This is a genomic window from Sphingobium sp. BS19, assembly GCF_027925545.1.
Classification (GTDB): Bacteria; Pseudomonadota; Alphaproteobacteria; order Sphingomonadales; family Sphingomonadaceae; genus Sphingobium.
The window spans coordinates 90,731-109,338 of record NZ_BSEF01000002.1; the positions used below are offsets into that span (position 1 = coordinate 90,731).

17 protein-coding genes are annotated in these 18,608 nt (G+C 61.6%); 2 read left to right on the plus strand and 15 right to left on the minus strand.

All coding sequences use genetic code 11. From position 1 onward, the window contains the following. Nucleotides 1-10 precede the first annotated feature (10 nt). From xrtA to QMG56_RS02910, 11 genes are all read right to left on the minus strand, one after another. Nucleotides 11-1,534 (minus strand): exosortase A, encoded by a 1,524-nt coding sequence (xrtA, locus tag QMG56_RS02860; protein ID WP_281821061.1) that lies wholly within the window; start codon nt 1,532-1,534, stop codon nt 11-13. After that, the gene (locus QMG56_RS02865; RefSeq protein ID WP_281821223.1) at nt 1,531-2,751 is read right to left on the minus strand and encodes a TIGR03087 family PEP-CTERM/XrtA system glycosyltransferase; all 1,221 of its coding nucleotides are present in this window, start codon (nt 2,749-2,751) and stop codon (nt 1,531-1,533) included. The genes xrtA and QMG56_RS02865 overlap by 4 nt, the downstream gene beginning before the upstream one ends. A 17-nt stretch (nt 2,752-2,768) precedes the next feature. Then, nucleotides 2,769-3,842 carry a FemAB family XrtA/PEP-CTERM system-associated protein gene (locus QMG56_RS02870; RefSeq protein WP_281821062.1) on the minus strand — a complete coding sequence of 358 codons (1,074 nt, stop codon included), beginning with the start codon at nt 3,840-3,842 and terminating at the stop codon, nt 2,769-2,771. Beyond that, nucleotides 3,839-4,696, minus strand: a complete 858-nt coding sequence (locus tag QMG56_RS02875) for an XrtA system polysaccharide deacetylase (RefSeq protein WP_281821063.1) — start codon at nt 4,694-4,696, stop codon at nt 3,839-3,841. Before QMG56_RS02875 ends, QMG56_RS02870 begins: the two co-directional genes overlap by 4 nt. Nucleotides 4,697-4,726: 30 nt before the next feature. Then, nucleotides 4,727-5,875 carry an XrtA/PEP-CTERM system-associated ATPase gene (locus QMG56_RS02880; RefSeq protein ID WP_281821064.1) on the minus strand — a complete coding sequence of 383 codons (1,149 nt, stop codon included), beginning with the start codon at nt 5,873-5,875 and terminating at the stop codon, nt 4,727-4,729. Between the two features lie 17 nt (nt 5,876-5,892). Continuing rightward, nucleotides 5,893-7,521 carry a hypothetical protein gene (locus QMG56_RS02885; protein WP_281821065.1) on the minus strand — a complete coding sequence of 543 codons (1,629 nt, stop codon included), beginning with the start codon at nt 7,519-7,521 and terminating at the stop codon, nt 5,893-5,895. Next, nucleotides 7,518-8,432: an exopolysaccharide biosynthesis protein gene (locus QMG56_RS02890; RefSeq protein WP_281821066.1), complete on the minus strand. Its 915-nt coding sequence runs from the start codon at nt 8,430-8,432 to the stop codon at nt 7,518-7,520. The genes QMG56_RS02885 and QMG56_RS02890 overlap by 4 nt, the downstream gene beginning before the upstream one ends. Nucleotides 8,433-8,444: 12 nt before the next feature. Beyond that, a complete protein-coding gene (locus QMG56_RS02895; RefSeq protein ID WP_230188139.1) occupies nt 8,445-9,953 on the minus strand; it encodes an XrtA system polysaccharide chain length determinant in 1,509 nt (502 codons plus the stop codon). A gap of 28 nt (nt 9,954-9,981) precedes the next feature. Then, a complete protein-coding gene (locus tag QMG56_RS02900; protein WP_230188138.1) occupies nt 9,982-10,626 on the minus strand; it encodes an XrtA/PEP-CTERM system exopolysaccharide export protein in 645 nt (214 codons plus the stop codon). A gap of 155 nt (nt 10,627-10,781) precedes the next feature. Beyond that, nucleotides 10,782-12,014, minus strand: coding sequence for a pyridoxal-dependent decarboxylase, exosortase A system-associated (locus QMG56_RS02905; RefSeq protein WP_281821069.1), 1,233 nt, complete (start codon nt 12,012-12,014; stop codon nt 10,782-10,784). Further along, nucleotides 12,011-13,555: an acyl-CoA ligase (AMP-forming), exosortase A system-associated gene (locus tag QMG56_RS02910; protein ID WP_281821070.1), complete on the minus strand. Its 1,545-nt coding sequence runs from the start codon at nt 13,553-13,555 to the stop codon at nt 12,011-12,013. The genes QMG56_RS02905 and QMG56_RS02910 overlap by 4 nt, the downstream gene beginning before the upstream one ends. 30 nt (nt 13,556-13,585) lie before the next feature. Here QMG56_RS02910 and QMG56_RS02915 point away from each other — a divergent pair, with 30 nt between their 5' ends. Both QMG56_RS02915 and QMG56_RS02920 read left to right on the plus strand, forming a co-directional pair. After that, nucleotides 13,586-14,635 carry a GNAT family N-acetyltransferase gene (locus QMG56_RS02915; protein ID WP_281821072.1) on the plus strand — a complete coding sequence of 350 codons (1,050 nt, stop codon included), beginning with the start codon at nt 13,586-13,588 and terminating at the stop codon, nt 14,633-14,635. Between the two features lie 13 nt (nt 14,636-14,648). Next, nucleotides 14,649-14,942: an acyl carrier protein gene (locus QMG56_RS02920; RefSeq protein ID WP_281821074.1), complete on the plus strand. Its 294-nt coding sequence runs from the start codon at nt 14,649-14,651 to the stop codon at nt 14,940-14,942. A gap of 9 nt (nt 14,943-14,951) precedes the next feature. Here QMG56_RS02920 and trxB read toward each other — a convergent pair whose 3' ends face one another. From trxB to QMG56_RS02940, 4 genes are all read right to left on the minus strand, one after another. Then, nucleotides 14,952-15,920, minus strand: a complete 969-nt coding sequence (trxB, locus tag QMG56_RS02925) for a thioredoxin-disulfide reductase (RefSeq protein ID WP_281821076.1) — start codon at nt 15,918-15,920, stop codon at nt 14,952-14,954. Between the two features lie 83 nt (nt 15,921-16,003). Then, entirely contained in the window at nt 16,004-16,741 is a 738-nt protein-coding gene (locus tag QMG56_RS02930; RefSeq protein WP_230188132.1) for a peptidase, read from the minus strand. Next, nucleotides 16,738-17,634 carry a transglutaminase family protein gene (locus QMG56_RS02935; RefSeq protein WP_281821078.1) on the minus strand — a complete coding sequence of 299 codons (897 nt, stop codon included), beginning with the start codon at nt 17,632-17,634 and terminating at the stop codon, nt 16,738-16,740. Before QMG56_RS02935 ends, QMG56_RS02930 begins: the two co-directional genes overlap by 4 nt. A gap of 40 nt (nt 17,635-17,674) precedes the next feature. After that, complete coding sequence (locus tag QMG56_RS02940) at nt 17,675-18,607, minus strand: alpha-E domain-containing protein (RefSeq protein WP_281821080.1); 933 nt, start codon at nt 18,605-18,607, stop codon at nt 17,675-17,677. Nucleotide 18,608: the final 1 nt, after the last annotated feature.

Sequence of the window (18,608 nt, forward strand, 5' to 3'; positions counted from 1 at the left end):
TGCGGTTGCCCTAGCGGATGCCGGCGCTGGCGTCAGCCAAATCCTTCACGGGGCCAAGGTCACGCAGAAATGCCGTCATGGCGGTTTGAGCGGAATGGCCTTCGCGGTCTTCGGCGGAGAAGAGGATCGCGACGGCGCGCTGATCGCGACCGAGCAGGCGCGCTTTGAGCGTGGCAAGCTTTACAGCGCCCGCGCTGCCGGTGATGGCACCGCCGACCGCATAGAATGTCATGACGTCGCGGACCAAGGGACCGGGCGCGGTGATGCGTTCTCCCATGCCATTGGCCGGTGCGAAGGCGGAGGACGTCCACGCCCATTTGCTATCGGGACCGACTGCGCCCTGACCGAAGCCGACCAGTTCGCGGCCTTCTTGTTGGCGGGCGTAGACGGCGATGGATAGATCGACGATTCGTCCCTGCGCATCGGCATATCGGCCTGACACGAAATGGTCCGCACCGCTGAAATGGGGAGTCCAGGGGTAGGATTGCGGCTGCGCTGTGCGTGACCAGCCGGGGATTTTGGGCAGGGAGATATGGGCCGGAACCGGTGCGCTGCTGGCGGCCATGACGGCAGACCAGACGGGGGCCAGCGCGGCAAGTGCCAGAGCGGCGGGTGCTACCCAACTCATAGGGCTGCGAAGCCCGATAGTGCCCTTCAGAGCGTCAGGATCGAACCCGGGATCGGTGGGTTTCCGGTCGAAGAAGGGCCATGCGACGGCCATCACAATCACCATGATGACGCCGAAGAACACCCATCCGAATACGACATGATCGAAGCCGACGGCTGCATCGACTGTGGTAAGGTGCGCAACGAGGATCGTGAGGAAGGCGCGGACGCCGTTTGCCAGGACGGAAAGCGCCAGCGCTCCGCCGACGAACAGGATGCGCCGGGTCCAGCGACGGAAACAGACATTGGCGACAAGAACGGCGTAAGCGGCCATTGCGATCAGGAATTTCGCGCCGGAACAGGCTTCGGCTACTTCGAAATAGCCGGTGGGCGTGGTGATGAACACGCCCTCCATATGTGCGGGGATACCTGCCAGCAGGAGCAGCCACATCGAGAGGTGGGCGGTCAGGATTTGTAGCGTTGGGACGACTTCCTCACCGAACGGCACCATGAAAAAGGCGTAGAACAGGGGAAATGTGATCGCGCGCGCGACATTGGGGCCAAGCAGCGCCATGACGGCACCCTGAAGCATTACTACTAGGCCCGCGTGACGAAACAGGGCAACGCCTGCCGCATCGCCGAGGAGCCAGGCGAAGCTGCCAAGGCCCAGCCATAGCAGGCCGGGGGTCCATGCCTGCGGGGTGAGTTGGCTCAGGCCCGGCAAGCGCTGATGCACCAGCCAGCCGATCAGGAACGGCACGAACAGGCAATGTTGGAAGGTGGAGGCGTTCCACCAGATCGCGACCATATCGTGCGCGTCGCGGATGAAGATCAGCAGGATGGCCGTTGCGACGATGGCCAACGCCGTCAGGTGAGCGCGCCATCCTGTGAAGGATCGTGACGGCATGGTGGCGGTGGCTGCGGTCATGCCAAGGTGCCGCCCATGACGAGTTCGGGAAGCGCCGCCAAAGTGCGATCCCACTCGTACCGCTCGACCATTCGCTGACGGGCGGCTTTACCGAGCGCTTGTGCGCGGTCGGTATCGCCCAGCAGCGCGAGAACCATCGCGGCTTCTTCCGATGGGTCGGGCGCGACCAGCAGATGCGCGCCGTGCGTCGCGTCTATGCCTTCGGCGGCTTGCGGGGAGGCCACCACGGGGCGGGCCATCGCCATCGCTTCAAGCACCTTGTTCTGGATACCGCGCGCGATCCGCAGCGGCGCGACGACGACATCGGCGGCGGCGAGCCAGCCGCGCACATCGTCTACGCCGCCTGTCACGATGACGCCGGGAATCTCGGCAAGCGCCTGCACGGCGCTGGTCGGCGCACGACCGACGATGGCGAAGCGGGCGTCGGGGCGGGACTGGCGGATGAGCGGGAGGCTTTGTCGGGCGAAGCTCTCCACCGCTTCGATGTTCGGGCGGTAGTCCATCTGGCCGGTGAAGACGATGAGCGGCCCTTCCCCCTTTTCCGCTGACGTCAAGGCGGTGAAGGAGGCGGAGGGATCGAAATAATCGAGAGCGACGCCGTTTTCCATGGCACGGACGCGGTCGATTCCTGCGCCCGTGGCGGCGCGGAACATGGCGGCTTCGGCTTCGCTGACGAAGGTGCTGACGTCAGCGCGCATGGCGACATCGCGTTCGAACGCCAGCAGCTTGCGGCCTTCGCGGCGATTGATCCACCCCATCGGGCCAGACTGCTCCGCACCGTAGGCGGCATATTTGGCGGAATCGAAATCCACGAAGTCCATAAAGAACCGAGTGGTTGTTGGCAGGACGGGGACGAAATGGGCCATCTGCACCGAGTAGGCGACCACAGCACGGATCGGTCGTTCGCTAAGGGTTTTGGCGACCCATTGGTGCATGGCCGGGTTATCGAACAGGGCGACGAGCAGTGGCTGGTTTCTCGCGAGGCCGCGCAAGCCGCCTGTTACGCGCGAACCATTGCGTTGGAGGACGACTTGCGACATCGCGATCTCGGCCAGCATAGGGGCGAATGACAGGTCGCGTGCGTCGTCGCCAAAGCACCCCACGTGCACCGGCGCTATCTCAGCGAGTTTGCGCAGGAGATGGAAGGAGCGGATCTTGTCGCCACGATCCGGGGGGAACGGGATGCGATGACACAGGAACAGGATTTCGCCCGCCACCGCATCGGCGGCGGGCGTCATCCGAGGCCTCGCGCGATATGCGGGCCGAGAAGATTGGCAATGCCGAGCGGGAGCTTCTTCCACAGCTCAACCTTGCGGCGATATTGCGGGGAGAGCGGATTGACGTCGCGCGCGTCCTGCCCTTCGGCGGAACGGACGGCGTAGGACAGCGGCACGCCTTCCCAGCCCCAGCTTTTTTTCCATGCGGCCGGGCCTGTGCCCACCTTCGAGCGTCCAAAGTCGAAGGTGTGGCAACCGCGGTTGCGCGCGTGGTTCATCAGATGAAAATAGGCAACTTCGTTCGAGCGGAGCGCTCGTGCGGCATCCGACGATCCCTGCCAATAGGGCATACATGTGCCGTTATGATAGAGCGACAGGGTGGCTGTAACGGGATCATTATTGTTTGATATCAAAATGATATCGGCATCATTGCCCATTGCATCCAGGGTCTTGTCGAACAGCGTGCGTGGAAAGACAGGCGTGCCCAGCCGGTGAACGCTGCGCGCGTACAGGCTGTAGTGCAGCGCGCGCAGTTTTTCACTGCGGCCAATCTCGACGGTCAGACCGTTATCAAGCCCCTTGCGCAGTTCGGCGCGGTGCTTGCGTGGAACGGCAGCCAGTTGCGCGGCGTCATCGGCGGCCAAAGGTTTGGAGAAATTGAGATAGGTATCGTTTTTGACCGACCAGCCGAGGTCGGGGAGCATTCCGCCGCGCAGTTCTGCCGTGGTGCAGCCATGACGTTCGGCCAGCGCCCAGCAGGCAGTGGCAAGAGCGTCAGCGACCGCCGGGTCGTCGGTCAATATGCCGCCGTCGACCGAGAAGCCGGTGGAGACGAGGGCTCTGCCGAACAGGAGCGACCGAATGAGCGTGAGGGGAAGCAGGCCGACGATCTTGCCGCTGGCATCGCGGGCGACGAGCATCAGCGGCGTCTGGCCTGTGCCTTCCGCAACGGCGCGGACCCATGCAGGGCGATGGAATGGCGTTGAGCGTGGGTGGGCCATGACCCATGCGTCGATGGACGCATCGTCCAGTGCGGCCTGTTCCACCGTGATCCGGTCGGCGGTGGTCCAGTTGTTGCTGTGCGCTGTCATGCCGCCATGCCCCCAAGCCGCTGCGATTCCTGAGCAGCGATGGCATCGACTCGGCCCCAGCGGAAGTCGCGCGCCAGTCGGCGCAGCTTTGGCGCCATGACGGAGAGGTTGCTGTAGTGCCGCACTTTGGAGCGCATTGGAGCATTGGCAACACGGGGTTGATCCGGGTCGATTTCCCATGGGTGGAAATAGATGATGGCGGGTCGTTGTGCGTCGCCATTTACTTGCCGGATGGCCCAGCGGGAGAAGGCGTAGGGGAGCAAGCGGAAAAAGCCGCCGCCGCCTGCCGCAAGCGTTCGTCCGGCGAAGCGGGCCGTGGTGACGGGCAGTTCGATCAGCGGATTGTCCGCGCATGGCTTCCAGGCGAAGCGGGGCGAGTCGGGCCAGCCATAATGGTCGTGCTTCACCGGCGCGACGCTGCTCGAATAGGCATAGCCTTCCTCGGCGAGGATCGTATGGGCCCAAGGGGTGCGCGTGTCGATGGAGAAGCTGGGTGCACGATAGCCGGTGACAGCGGTGCCGGACGCATCCTCAAGGATCGCACGCGATTTGCACAGGTCGGCGCGCCAGTCCTCCGGCGCGAAGGTGAAGACGCGCTGGTGGTCATAGCCGTGGCTGGCCAGTTCATGCCCTGCGTCTACGATCCGGCGCATCAAGGCGGGGTAGCGTTCGGCAACCCAGCCCAAAGTGAAGAATGTAGCCGACACGCCAGCATCGGCGAACAGGGCCAGCACTTTGTCGGTGTTGCGCTCGACACGATGCGCCAAGCCGTCCCAATCGGCCCGGTCTATGGTCTTTTCAAAGGCGCCGACCTGAAACCAGTCCTCGACGTCCACCGACAGGGCGTTCTGCATGGAATTCACTCGTCCCCATCCCACTGCCCGTCAGGCAGCCTGGCTGTGAGAAGATCCCATAGCCTGTTCGTCGCGTTCCACCCAGTCCACCAGGAGCGTCAGTACCCGGCGCAAGGCCGTGTCCTGTTCCCGCGAACGCGCATCGATGACGTCAAGACGCTTGTCGAAATAGGCAAGCACCTCGACGACTTCCTCACTATCGGGTGTACTGCCCTGCGCGGCCAGCGCTCTTTTCGCTTCGGCAAGTTCCGTGCGGAGCAGATCAAGTTCCGCATGGATCACCTTGATAGCCGAAGCGTCGGGCGCTGGAACGGAAGAAGGTTCGGCGGCACGATCCATCGGCGAAGGCGCAACGACCGCAGGTTCTTCGGTTTCCTGACCCATGTCGGCCAACACCGCAGCCACCGTATCGGCGTCGATCACGCCAAGCTGATCCATGGCACCCAGCAGCAATAGGCGGCTGGCAATCACATTCACCCGGCGCGGTACGCCATCGGTTGCAGCGTAGAGCGCGGCGAATGCATCCGCGGTGAATTGCGGATTGCCTTCCCAGCCAACGAGACGGAGGCGATGGAGAACATAAGGTTCGATCTCGCTTTCCAGCATCGGTTCAAGATGGTGCGTCGCAATGACACGCTGGCGAAGCTGCTCCAGTTCAGGCGATTTGAGGAGGTCGCGAAATTCGGGCTGGCCCAGCAGGAAAATCTGCAGCAGCGCCTGACCGCCCAACTGGAAATTGCTGAGCATCCGCAATTCTTCGATCGCGGAAATGGCCAGGTTCTGGGCTTCGTCGACGATCAGAAGGCTGCGCTTGCCCGCACGCGCCTGCGCATGGAGGAACGCTTCGATCCTTTGCAGGAGTTGCGCCTTGGTCTGGCCTTCCGCAGACAAGCCGAAGCTCTGTGCAGCGAGACGCAGGATGTCGTCGCCGCCGACCTGTGTCGAGACGATCTTGGCGGCTGTCAGGCGTGCTGGATCGACGGTGCCCATGACATGGCCGACCAGTGTCGTCTTACCCGCGCCGATATCGCCCGTAATGACGATGAAGCCTTCGCCCTGCGCCAGTCCATAACCCAGATAAGACAAGGCCTTACGATGCGTTGCGCTTTCAAAATAGAAATGCGGATCGGGCGTAAGTTGGAACGGGCGACCCGACAATCCGTAAAATTGATCGTACATGCGCGTCTCTCCGGCCGTCAAAATTGGTAGCGCAGGCCGATTTGGCCCAGCGCGCTGATTATGCTGTCTATGCCCTGCGGGTCGACGGCGTCGACACCAAGAGCGGCTGTGGCGGTCAGGCGACGACCGAAATTGCGATAGTAGCTGGCGTTTGCGCCTATGTTCGTGACGTCGCCAAAACCGTTCACGCCATCGCCGCTTATGCCGCTGTCGTAATAATTGGCGTAGATGATGCCATCGATGCCCGATTGGGCGTCAAGGCGGCGATTGGCGAACAGTTGCGCGTAGTAGTTATCGTCGTGCGAGCCGTTGACGCTGGCGAAGGTGGCATTGTCGGGCGCGAGGAACGTGCGGCGTGAATATCCGACGCCTAAGCCCCAGTTGGTACGACCGCTGGCGGTGGCGAATTGGCCGGATATGCCGCGGCGACGGAAGTTGGAGCCGCTGATCGCGCTCAACGTGTCGTTGAAGCACTGGCCGCCACCGGTGGCCGACTGGACACAGGGGTTGATATCGCCGCTGAACGGATTGCGCGAAGCGTTGAAGTCGGTGGATAGCCCGGCGATGTTGCCGTTCAGCAACCGTCCAAAGCTTTCGATGCTGTCGTAGACTGCGATGTTGACGGACGTATCGCGGCTTGGGCGCCAAGAGAAAGACCCGGTGTAGTTCATGTTGCCATAACGGCGACCGACACGTGCTTCCAAAGATGTACGGCGGCTGGGGCGCCACAACACGCCTGCATCCCAGATGATGCCGTCCGTGTCGTAGGATAACAGGCGGGGCGACGCCGGATCAGTGATCAGACGCCCTTTGTCGCTGAGGACCGGGGCGCCGCTGGCGTCCAGCAACGCGCCACGCTGGCTGATTTTCACGTCTTCATAACCGACGCCGCCGACCAAGGCGAGAGTCGGCGAAACGGGGACAGTGATGTCGCCGCGCACATATTTGTCTTCAAAGCGCTGATCGAGGACGTTGGCGTCCTCCCGGTTATAACCGCCGCCGATGGACCAGCCCACGGGGAGCGGACCGGGCTGCATTCCTGCCGAGAAGGTTGCGGTATGGCTGTGGCTTTCATCGAAGCTGCCCAATGCGGGCGATCCGGGCACACCGATGCCAAAATCGTCCTCGATCTTTGTATAGCCGAAGCGATAGGCACCGTTGAGGTTGAGATCACCGATGCGGGTCGTCAGCGTGGGGCCGACATAAGCGGAATAGACTTGCGTGGTGGAATCGACGTTGCCGGTCAGCAGATTGTTCGCGCCGACCAAACCATCGGTACGAATGCGGGTAGCGATGGCGCCGCCTTCCAGGCTGAGGGTGTCGCGGATCAGGTTGACCCGACCACGCAACAGGCCGCTGATCGCATCCTGATCGGGGATGTTGTTGCCCCAGCCAAAACGCCGCTCATAGCGGGCGTTGACGCCCACTTCTGCGCGTTGCGTGGTGATGCTGGCGTCTACGCCTGCAGCGACCGTCGTGTAGGTTAGCACTTCGTCGTTGCCGCCCTGCCAGTTGGCAATCGCGATCTGGTTTACTTCCAGATAGGGCGATACGTCTGTTTGCGTGCGTGCACTGGCCGGATGGGCCAGCGTGGCGGCGACCATCAGGCCAGCCGCGATCATGGGCAAAGTGCGGGGCATTTTCATTCCCCCTTTCCGTAATAATTGCCGAAGCGGCGACCGCTGGCTGAGAATTTGACGCCGTTCAGCAGCAATTGCACATGCGCGCAGGCTTTGAGCAGGTTCGCGGCGTCGCGAAGGGCGTTCTCGGTGGTCTTGTCGGCGCGCACGACCATGAGCGCCTGTCCCACATGTGCAGCAAGAACAGCCGCGGGGGATGCAGCGAGCAGCGGCGGCGAATCGAAAAGGAGAATGCGGTTCGGATTGCCCGCCGTCAGGGCATCGAGCAGATGGCCGGTGCGCGCGGAGGCGAGATACTCGGTATCGTTGTTGGTCCGACCGCCTGCTGGCAGTACGGCAAGCGAGGGAAATTCTGTGCGGACAACGCAATCCTCGACCGAGAGCGCGGGGTCGGCAAGCACGTCCATAAAGCCGGGACCATCGGGCAGGCCCAGTGTGGACATCACGCTGGGCTTGGCGAAATCGGCGTCGATCAGGAGGACTTCGATGTCCTTTTCCGCGGCCATAGAGAGCGCGAGATTGACGGCGCAGAAAGTCTTGCCTTCGCCGGGATGGGCCGAACAGACGAGGATTCGGTTACCGCGTGCAACGGATTCCTCACCATCGCGCGCGCCGAGCAGAAGCTGGCGCTTTACGATGCGGAACTCTTCGCTGATGCCGCTGACGGGGCCATCGGGGAGGACGAACCCTGCAGTTTCAAGCGCATCGCGATCGATGGGATGGAGCGGACCGGACCAGCTTCGCGCCACGGGCATGGCGGTGTCTGCGGTATGTGCGACAGGTTCGATGACCTGCGGCACCACCGGCGGCATACCCGGACCGCGCAAGGCAGCGCCGAAGTCGTAAAGGCTGGACGCCCGTTCCAGCAGGGAGTTGCCGGACGGCTTGGGCAGGTCGATGGGGCTATGTTTGGTCATTATTATGGTCCCTCACGCCATGCCGCGCTGAACGAATTCCACAGCGACCAGCAGCAGGCAGACGCCCGCCAGTCCGCCGCTGCCCGCCAGGAACAACTTCAGCCTTTGCTTGCGCACGACATGCTGTGCCGTGGTGAGCGTTTCGGTGATCGCGCCAATGACGGGCAGGCCCGCCGCCTTTTCGAGACGTGCGGCGGTGGGATACGTCGTTTGCACCTGCCCCATCGCAAAGGCCGTGCCGATGCCGCCGCCGATGCCGACGATCAGCACCGCGATCAACAACAGCGGGCGATTGGGCGCGGCAGGTGTGGACGGTACGGCAGGTGGATCGATGACGCGGAATTTGACGGCGCCGGTTTCGTTCTGAACGTCGCCGCGCAGGCGGACTTGTTCACGATCGGCCAGCAGCTTGTCATATTGCGTCTTGAGCGCCTCATATTCGCGGTCGAGCCGTTCCTGCTCGGACGCGACGCCGGGTTCGGAAATCTGGCGCGAGGACATCGCGTTCAGATCCGCCTGGATCTGGCTCTTGCGCGATTGCAGCGCCTGCACAGTGGCGGCGCGCTCGGCCTGCATGGATTTGAGCGACGTATAGGTGGGGTTCGGTGTGCCAGTCACGGCCGATGCCCCGCCCTGCCCTTTCAGCGCCGCAGCCTGACGGCGAAGTGCGACGATATCGGGGTGATTTTCCGTCCAGCCGCGCGCTTTGGCAGCGGCGATTTCCCCCAGCACCGATCCGAGCGCCGTCGTGCCGCCGCCCGAAGCGCCCGCTATGGTCGCAGGTGTGCCGGCGAGTTGCGAGTTCATGGCGGACAGCGCGCTTTGGGCGGCGACCAACTGGCCGTCTATAGAATTGATTTCAGTGCGCGCCGCATCCATGCGGGTGCTGATCGAGCCCGCACCGGGGAGCAGGCCCATATATTTCTCTTCAAATTCCACGCGGCGCTGATCGGCATCCTGCAACTGCTTGCCGCGCGCAGCGACTTGTGAATCGAGGAATGCGAGACTCTGGCGCGTTTCATCACGGTTGCCTGCGACATTCTCTTCTTCGAAAATGTCGATGAGCTTTTGCGTGATCTGGGCCGACAGGCGCGCATTGGCACCATCGGACAGGCTGGTGTCGGATGACGATGCCGTGATTTCGAACAGATTGTCCTGGGTCGAAACGACCTTGATGCTTGTGCGCAGCGCCGCAACCTTCGCGGCTACGTCGCGGTCACTCGAAACGGTCTGTGCGAGATCGGTGCCGCGCACCACCTTTTCGAGATTGGTAGCGCTGGCGAGGGTTTGCTTTACGCGGTCCACGCCTTGCTGCTGCTCGACCGGGGTAATGCCAATCTGCCCCGGCAGGATCGATTGCGTCTGGACGTAGACCTTTGCCTTCGATTCGTAGCTGTTGGGGATCAGCGAAACGACCAGCCAGCCGACCATGCAGATGCCCCATGCGACGGCGAGCGCAAGCCAGCGGCGGTTCCAAACGCCGTGCAGCGCAATCAGGATTTCGTCGTAGAGACCAGACATATCGTTCTGTTATTCCTGATATTTCGCGTCAAAACATGCTTTCGGGGATGATGATGACATCGCCCGGCGCAAGCAGCACATTGGCGCGCGTGTCGCCCTTTTTGATGAGGTCGTTGAGGCGAACAGCAAATTCCTTCTGCTTGCCTGTCGCGCGCTCATGTCGGATCAGGCGCGCGCGGTTGCCCGCTGCAAATTCGGAAAGGCCACCCACGGAAATCATGGCGTCCAGCAGCGTCATATTCGCGCGATATGGGATCGACGCGGGCTTTTCGGTGGCGCCGACGATGCGGATCTGCTGGCTGTAAGTGCCGGAGAAGTTGTTGACGATGACTGACACCAGCGGGTTTTCGATATATTTGGTCAGCGCCTGCTTGATGTCCTCCGCAAGAACAGCCGGCGTTTTGCCGACGGCTGGCAGGTCTGTAATCAGCGGTGTGGTGATGCGACCGTCGGGACGCACCTGAACCTTGGCGCCGAGTTCCGGGTTACGCCAGACAAAGATGGTGAGTTCATCGAGGGGGCCGATGACATATTCCTCGCCCGGCCCTTCGTCCGTGCCGACAAAGGAGGCCGTCGGCAGAGTCGGTGCGTCCCGCGTGGTTGCGCAGCCAGACAGCGTCACTGCCGCCAACGAAACACCCAGCAAAACACGGCCAAATGCACCAGATACCATGATCGTCTCACCTCTTTACCCGCGATGCGCGTCGCAGTGCCCAAGAGGTGAGGCAGCCGCGAAGCACGCATGGCTTCAGCCGTCTTTTTGGCTGCAAAGGGTAAAGATAGCGTTAGGCGTGGAGGATTTCGGCCCTTTGTGGATCAGCTTGTGGCTTAGCCGACGACCATTTCCCGCGGCGCTGGGTGACCGAGGAAGGCAGCAGGGCTGGCGGTTGCGCCATACGCACCCGCCATGAAGACAGCGATGAGATCGCCCACTTCGATACTGGGTAGCGCCACTTTGTCGCCCAATCGGTCCAGCGGGGTGCACAGGCAACCGACGACGCTGACGGGATCGGCTAATGAAGCGTGGTCGAATTTGTTGGCGATGGCTATGGGATAATTCCGGCGAACGACGGTGCCGAAATTACCGCTGGCAGCCAGTTGGTGGTGCATGCCGCCATCCACTATGGCGAAGCGTTCGCCTTGGCTGTCCTTCACATCGATGACGCGCGTAAGGTACACCCCCGCCTCGCCCACCAGCCAGCGGCCTAATTCAAGGGCGAAGCGCGTATCAGCGAGAATTGCTGGGCGACTTTCCAATGCCTCTGCCAGCGCCACGCCGATGGGTCGGATGTCGAGGCGCACATCGCCGGGGAAATAGGGGATGCCAAAGCCGCCACCCAGATTGACGAGCGGCGGGGTAACGCCAACCTGTTCGGATAATCGTGCGGCCAGAGCGATGGTGGCGGCCTGCGTTTCGATGAGCGCCATCGGGTCCAGTGCCTGACTGCCCGCAAAGATATGCCAGCCGCGCCAGTTTGCGCCTGCATCGATCACCGTGCGCGCCAGTGCCGCGGCGCGATCGGCATCGACGCCAAATGGCTTGGCGCCGCCGCCCATGCGCATACCTGAGCCGCGCAAGTCGAAATCTGGGTTCACGCGCACGGCCAGATTAGGCTTGCGCCCAAGGCGCTCGGCGATTTGCAGGGCGCGCGCCGCCTCTCCCTCCGATTCCAGATTGAGGGTGACGCCTGCGCTTATCGCGGCAGCAAGTTCGTCGTCGCGCTTGCCTGGGCCGGCAAAGCTGATGTGATCGGGCGACTGCCCCGCAGCCAGCGCCATATCCAGCTCGCCGCCCGACGCGATATCGAACCCATCGACTAGCCCGACCATATGGGCCAGCAACGGTAAATAAGGGTTGGCCTTGATCGCATAGTGGATCGACAAATCCGGCGGCATGACGTCACGCAGATGCCGGATCTGGGCTTCGATTATTCCAAGATCGTAGACGAACAAAGGCGTATCGCCTGCCTCGTCGACCAGCGAAGCCGCACCGCAGCCGCCGATGAGGAGCATAGCTTCTTCACTGGCGAACCACGCCGGGATTGGGCCCATGGGCTTCATTCGCCATGCTCCCGTGCCACAGCAACACGGTCGATTTTCCCATTCGCATTGGCCGGGAAAGCATCCACAAAGCGGATGTCGCGGGGCTGCATGAAATTGGGTAGATCCTGCTTCAGGTGACCGCGCACGTCATTCTCCAGTAGCGTCGGATCGACGCCCGGCTTGCCCCTTAGCAACAGGCGCACTGCCGCGCCAAGCCGTGGATCGGGAACGCCCAGCGCTATCGCTTCCAGGACGCCGGGAACGGCCATCGCTGACTCTTCCACTTCCGTAGGGCTGATGCGGTTGCCGGCGGACTTTATCATCGCATCATCGCGACCGACGAAATAGAGCAGTCCCTCCGCATCGCGGCGGACGGTATCGCCTGACCATACTGCCATGCCGCCATAAGCCGACACTTCCGGTGCGGGACGGAAGCGCTCTGCCGTGCGCGCCCTATCATTCCAGTAGCCTTGGGCGACGAGCGGGCCGCAATGGACGAGTTCGCCGGGTTCATTGTCGTCGGTCAGCGTACCATCGGGGCGTACCACCAGTATCTCCGCGAAGGGGATTGCTCTCCCCATGCTGTCGGGATGACTGTCCACCAAGGCAGGCGGGAGATAGGTCGAGCGAAAGGCTTCTGTCAGGCCGTACATGGGATAAAGATCTGCATTGGGAAATAATGCCCGCAATCGCGCAACCAGAGTGGGCGTCAAGGCACCGCCACTATTGGTCAGGCGCCGCAGTTGCGCAGCGACTTCTGGGGGCCAGTCCAGTTCGATCAGTTGCACCCAAAGCGGCGGTACTCCGGCAAGCGTGGTAACCTGACGTCGCTCGATGGATTTTATGACGTCACGCGGGGTGAGATAGTCCAGTGGCACCACACAGCCGCCCGCATACCATGTAGAGAACAACTGGTTCTGCCCGTAGTCGAAGCTGAAGGGCAGGACGCAGAGTGTTCTGTCCTGTGGTGTCATCTTGAGATAATCTGCAACGGCGACGGCGCCCAACCAGAGGTTGGCATGGCTTAGCATCACGCCCTTTGGCTTCCCTGTCGAACCGCTGGTGTAAAGAATGGCGGCGAGCGTATCGGGTTCTGCGTCGGAGGGTGGCAAGGTGGGGCCGCCTGTCATCGCGCAGGCTGTGTCGCTCTCGCTATGTGCCTGGCAATCGGGCGGCACATCGCCTTCCTCCAGCGTATCGAGCCGCGCCTGCGTCCCGATCAACAGGCGCGTACCGCTATCCGACAGGATATGGGCGGCTTGCGCGCGTTTCAGCAGTGGATTGATGGGCACATGCACTAGCCCGGCGCGGGTTGCCGCCATGGGCATTAGCGCGGCCACCGGCCCTTTTGCGACCCAGCTTGCCACGCGCTCTCCGGGGGGAAGACCGAATCCCTGAAGCCATGCCGCCAGATGACCCAAAGTACTCTCAAGTTCGGCAAAATCGAGATGCCCCGAACGCCCGTCCAATGCCGGACGAGTCGGTTCCCCGCGCAGCAGAATGTGGTCGATGGGCCGCGTTTTGGGTTTTTGATCCACGGACGCCGTGCTTAACTTCATGTCCAGACTTCCCCGCTACGACGCATTCTCATGGCGGGAGATAGTCCTTTGCAAGGGCGATGGGAATATCGCAGCTTTGTCGAAGCCTGGTGCCATGGGGCCGGGTCGCCGGATAGCGTGTGCGACCGACCGCTGTTCGACCGGTTCGGATGGCTCGAACTGCTCCATCGGTTTTGCTTTTCCGACCGGAATGCCGACATCGTCCGTGCGGCTGAAAGCGACGCGCAAGCCTGGCTGTTTCTGACGGAAACTGGCGCGCGTCGGCGTAGCGCGTTGGCAAATTGGTACAGTTTCGCTTTTCGACCTGTTTTCGACAACGCCAGCGATCCCGCCATAAAAGCGCGTTTGCTTGCCGCCATGACGCACAGTGTGGCGAAGCGCGTGGCCCATATCGACCTTTATCCCATAACGGAAGACGACGGGACATTGCATCTAATGATGACAGCGTTACGCGATAGCGGATGGAGTGCCGTGTCGCGTCAAATGGGCATCAACCATTTTCTCGATCTGAACGGGCGAGACTTCGACGCCTATTGGGCGACGCGCCCCGGCCCACTTCGTACCCTCGTTCAGCGCAAGGGGCGTAGCGCGCCTTTCGATTTTACCATTCACCATGACGTCACCGATAGTCTTTGGGCCGACTATCTGACGGTTTACGGTAAGAGCTGGAAGCCATCCGAGCCGCATTTCCCGTTTCTGCGCGCCCTGGCGCAACAGCAAGCGGACGCCGGAACGCTCCGCCTTGGCTTCGCGCGCATGGATGGGGTGCCTGTCGCTGCGCAGCTATGGACGGTGCAGAACAATGTCGCGCTGATCCATAAGCTCGCGCACGATATCGCATATGACGCACAATCGCCCGGCACCTTGCTCAGCCATCATATGTTCCGCGCCGCCATCGACAAAGATCGAGTGATGCAAATCGACTATGGCACCGGCAACAATCGGTATAAGATGGACTGGATGGAAGCGCAACGCCCACTTTACAGGATCGACGCTTACAATCTCCACTTCCCCGTTGCATGGCTGCCGGCCTTGCGCGCGCGGATTTCCAGCCTTGTCGCGGGAAGGTTGACGCGATAGGGCGGCTGCCATCATGAAAGCTGATCCGCTCAACTCGCCCCAGCCGTCACACGACAGCGTCGACATGCTCCTGCGCGCGATCCTTCGCGACGTACTGTCGCTGAGCCAGGATCGCGTGGAAGGATTCGATGCGGACACGCCCTTGTTCGGCGCTTTGCCCGAACTCGATTCCATGGCGGTGGCTGGGTTACTGACGGAAATGGAAGACCGCCTCCACATCATCATCGAGGATGACGATGTGGATGGCGAGACCTTCGAAACATTCGGCAGTCTGCTTGGGTTCGCCCGGATGAAAACCGGCGGCTAATTCATCGGGTTATTCGGCAGCTTTCGCTACCGATTCGAAGTCCGCTTCCCCCAGAAATTTCTCTGCATCCAAAGCCGCCATGCAGCCCATGCCCGCAGCCGTAACGGCCTGCCGATAGATTTTATCGGTCACGTCGCCAGCGGCGAATACACCGGGGATATTGGTGTGGCTGGTGCCTTTGTCGACGACGAGATACCCATCGTCCATCGGCAACAGTCCCTCGAACAACGCCGTTGTAGGCTGGTGCCCGATGGCAACGAAAGCGCCGTCGGTGGGGATATGCGACTTCTCGCCTGTCACCGTATCGATCAGGTCGACGCCAACCAGACCTTCGGGATCGCCGCCGCCGACAAAGCGCTCGACAGCCTTGTTCCAGACCACCGAAATTCGCGGATTGGCAAAGAGTCGATCCTGAAGAATTTTTTCAGCCCGGAACGAATCGCGGCGGTGGATGAGCGTGACATCATGACTGTGGTTGGTGAGGTACAGCGCTTCCTCGACTGCCGTATTGCCGCCGCCGATGACGACCACTTTCTTGCCGCGATAGAAGAAGCCATCGCAAGTGGCACATGCCGACACGCCTTTGCCGCTGAGTTGCTGTTCGCCTTCGACGCCGAGCCACTTTGCCTGCGCGCCCGTCGCGATGACAAGTGTGTCACCCGAATAGACGGTGCCGCCGTCGCCGATCAGACGGAAGGGGCGCTGGCTCAGGTCGACGCTGACGATCTGGTCATACATCATCTGCGCGCCGACATGCTCGGCCTGCGCCTGCATTTCTTCCATGAGCCATGGCCCCTGGACCACGTCGCGAAAGCCCGGATAGTTTTCGACGTCGGTCGTAATCGTCAACTGACCGCCCGGCTGCATTCCCTGCACGACGATCGGTGCCATCCCAGCGCGCGCACCATAGATCGCCGCCGATAAGCCGGCCGGGCCAGAGCCGAGAATCAGCATACGAGTGGAATGTGTCGCGGTCATAAAAAGCCTTCGATCAGTGAATTATGTGAACATGGAAATAGGCATTTGGCGGTCAGTTGCAAGCCGACCCGCGCCGTACGTAATCAATCGAGGACGGAAGGCAAATCCTCGAAGCCTCGGCGCAGTGCCGCCGACCATGCGCGCGATATGGCCGCGAACTGCTCGTCCTCCGGCTCGATCCTGAAACGTGTACGGAAGGCATATTGATCGCGCTGAATGATCGTGAGGTCCAGCGGCATCCCGACGGACAGATTGGACCGCAACGTCGAGTCCATCGACACGCACACGGCCTTGGTGGCTTCCTCCAATGGCGTATCCGGTTCGATAATCCTGTCGAGAATCGGCTTTCCATATTTGTGGTCGCCGATCTGGAAGAAGGGCGTTTCCGCCGTGGCTTCGATAAAATTGCCCGCGCTATACACCAGATACAGGCGCGGTTTGCCGCCACGACGTTGCCCTGCCACCAGAATCGACGCATCCGCCGCCGCGCCCTGCATCTCGATCGTGTCACGATAACGCTTTTGCATGGATCGCATGGCGTCACCCACCAACTGGGCCGCGCGGTGCATCGTCGCGCAATTCAGGATAGTTTCAATGGCGGGATCTTCCGCCGACTCCTTGATCGCGCGGGACAGGCAGCTTTTGACTTCCTGCGTAATCGACAGGTTGCCCGAACACATGATCGCCAAAGCCCGTTCGCCGGGCACTTCATAGGTAAAAGTCTTACGAAAGCGGGCGATGTTGTCCATGCCCGCATTGGTCCGGGTGTCGGACAGCATGACCAGTCCGTCATTCACCCGTACCGCAACACAATAGGTCATCGCCCCCCGGCTCCCCCGTTCATCCTCACCGACGCTCCATCATATTGCCACTGCTGCTGTTGCTGCTTCTGCAATTGTTGTTCGCGTTCGTCCTCGCTGGCCTGCGCTATGCGAACGTCTGCGTCAATCCAGATCGACCCTGCCGCCGTTACAGAACCACGTACCGGAGCCGCGTCGTCAGCATCCAGCCCGGATGCCACACGGATGTAATTTTCGGTCACGCATATCTGGTTGGAGGGATCGAAGCCGACCCAGCCGAGGCCCGGCACAAGCGCTTCGGTCCAGGCATGCGTTTCATGCAAGGCGTCTTCTCCCTGCGCGAGAAGATAGCCTGTGACATAGCGCGCCGGGACGCCGATGCTTCGCGCGGCGCCGATGAATATCTGCGCATGATCCTGACAGACGCCTGCCCCCAAAGCGAACGACTCCGCAGCGCTGGTCGTGGTGTTGGTGACGCCAGTCCGATAAGTCACGCGATCGATCACGGCCGCCGACAAGGCGTGCAGCCGTCCCAAAGGATCCTGCTCCGCAATAGAGGCTGCCATGTTGCGCATGTCCGTCGAAGCGAGCGTCAGCGGTGTATCGCGCAGATAGATGCGCGGATCGAACCGTTCCTGCAGTCCGCCGATGATACCGTGGGTGTCAGACGTTTCGACCAGACCTGTGGCAAGGATAGTCGCGCTATCCGTTCGGTCGTGCCGTATCCACAGAGCTTCCAACTCACCGTACCCATTGGGCGCGAAATCCGTAATAGGCTGATCGTTGACAAAAACGCCCCATTCGAGAACCTTCTGCCCATGATGATCGCGTGGCTTGAGCTTCAGCATCATCGCGACGCGGCTCGACCCCGCTTCGTAATTATAGATGGTCTGATGGCGGACGAGCAGTTTCATGACGCTTTAGCCCCGACCCCTTGCACTCGGCTAATCCAACTCATCCGAAGTGGTAATCTTCCGCTATTTCCATCGCAAGGCGGTCGGTCGACGCTATTCCCGTTTGAACGGTCTCGTGCAAGCCACGACGGAAGATTTCGCCGCTATCGATGTTTTCGAATCCGACGACCATTTGCTGGACCGTATCATGCGCTTTGCCCCGCGTATCGTGCCATCCCGATAGCCTGTTCAGCCGATACGCCAACTGATCGTAGCAATAGGCTACACTGCGGGGGAAAAGCCGATTGAGCATGATGAAGTCGGTGATCTGCCACGGCGTATATGCGCCGCCATAAACGTGGTGGTAGGCGCGGCTGCCCGACAGCGCATGGAGCACCGATGTCCATTGATAGTGATCGCGGTTGCCGCCGATTACCTCTGTTTCGGGCAACAGAACGTAATATTTGACGTCCAGCAAGCGCAGCGTCATCTGCGCACGTTCCAGCGCGGCACCAGTGCGAAGGAAATCATGGCCTTCGTTCCGCAGTTGTCCGCTGTCAGCCGCGCCACGGAAGGTCATGGCGCGGGTTTTCACCCAATCGATGAGACCGGGCAATTGCTGGCGCGCCTCCGCCACGTCGTAACTGTCGAGTTTGCGCCACCCTTCATTCAGCGCTTCCCACATGTCCTGTGTCAGCATGGTGCGCGCCGACTTGCCGTTGGCGCGCGCGCGCGCGAGGCAGGAGCGGATCGACGAGGGGTTTTCCGGGTCGAGCATCAGATAGGCGACGACATCGGTTTCGCGCACATGTGCGTCGGGCGGGAAGTTTTCCTCGCATCCGGTAGCACGAACAACCGAGCGCCATTCGTCGCGATGATGCGCACCCGGGAGGATCGCCATGCGCTGCCCCATGGTGAGCAATCGTGCGGTGGACTCGGCACGCTCCATGTAGCGCGCCATCCAGTAGAGATTTTCTGCGGTCCGGCTCAGCATT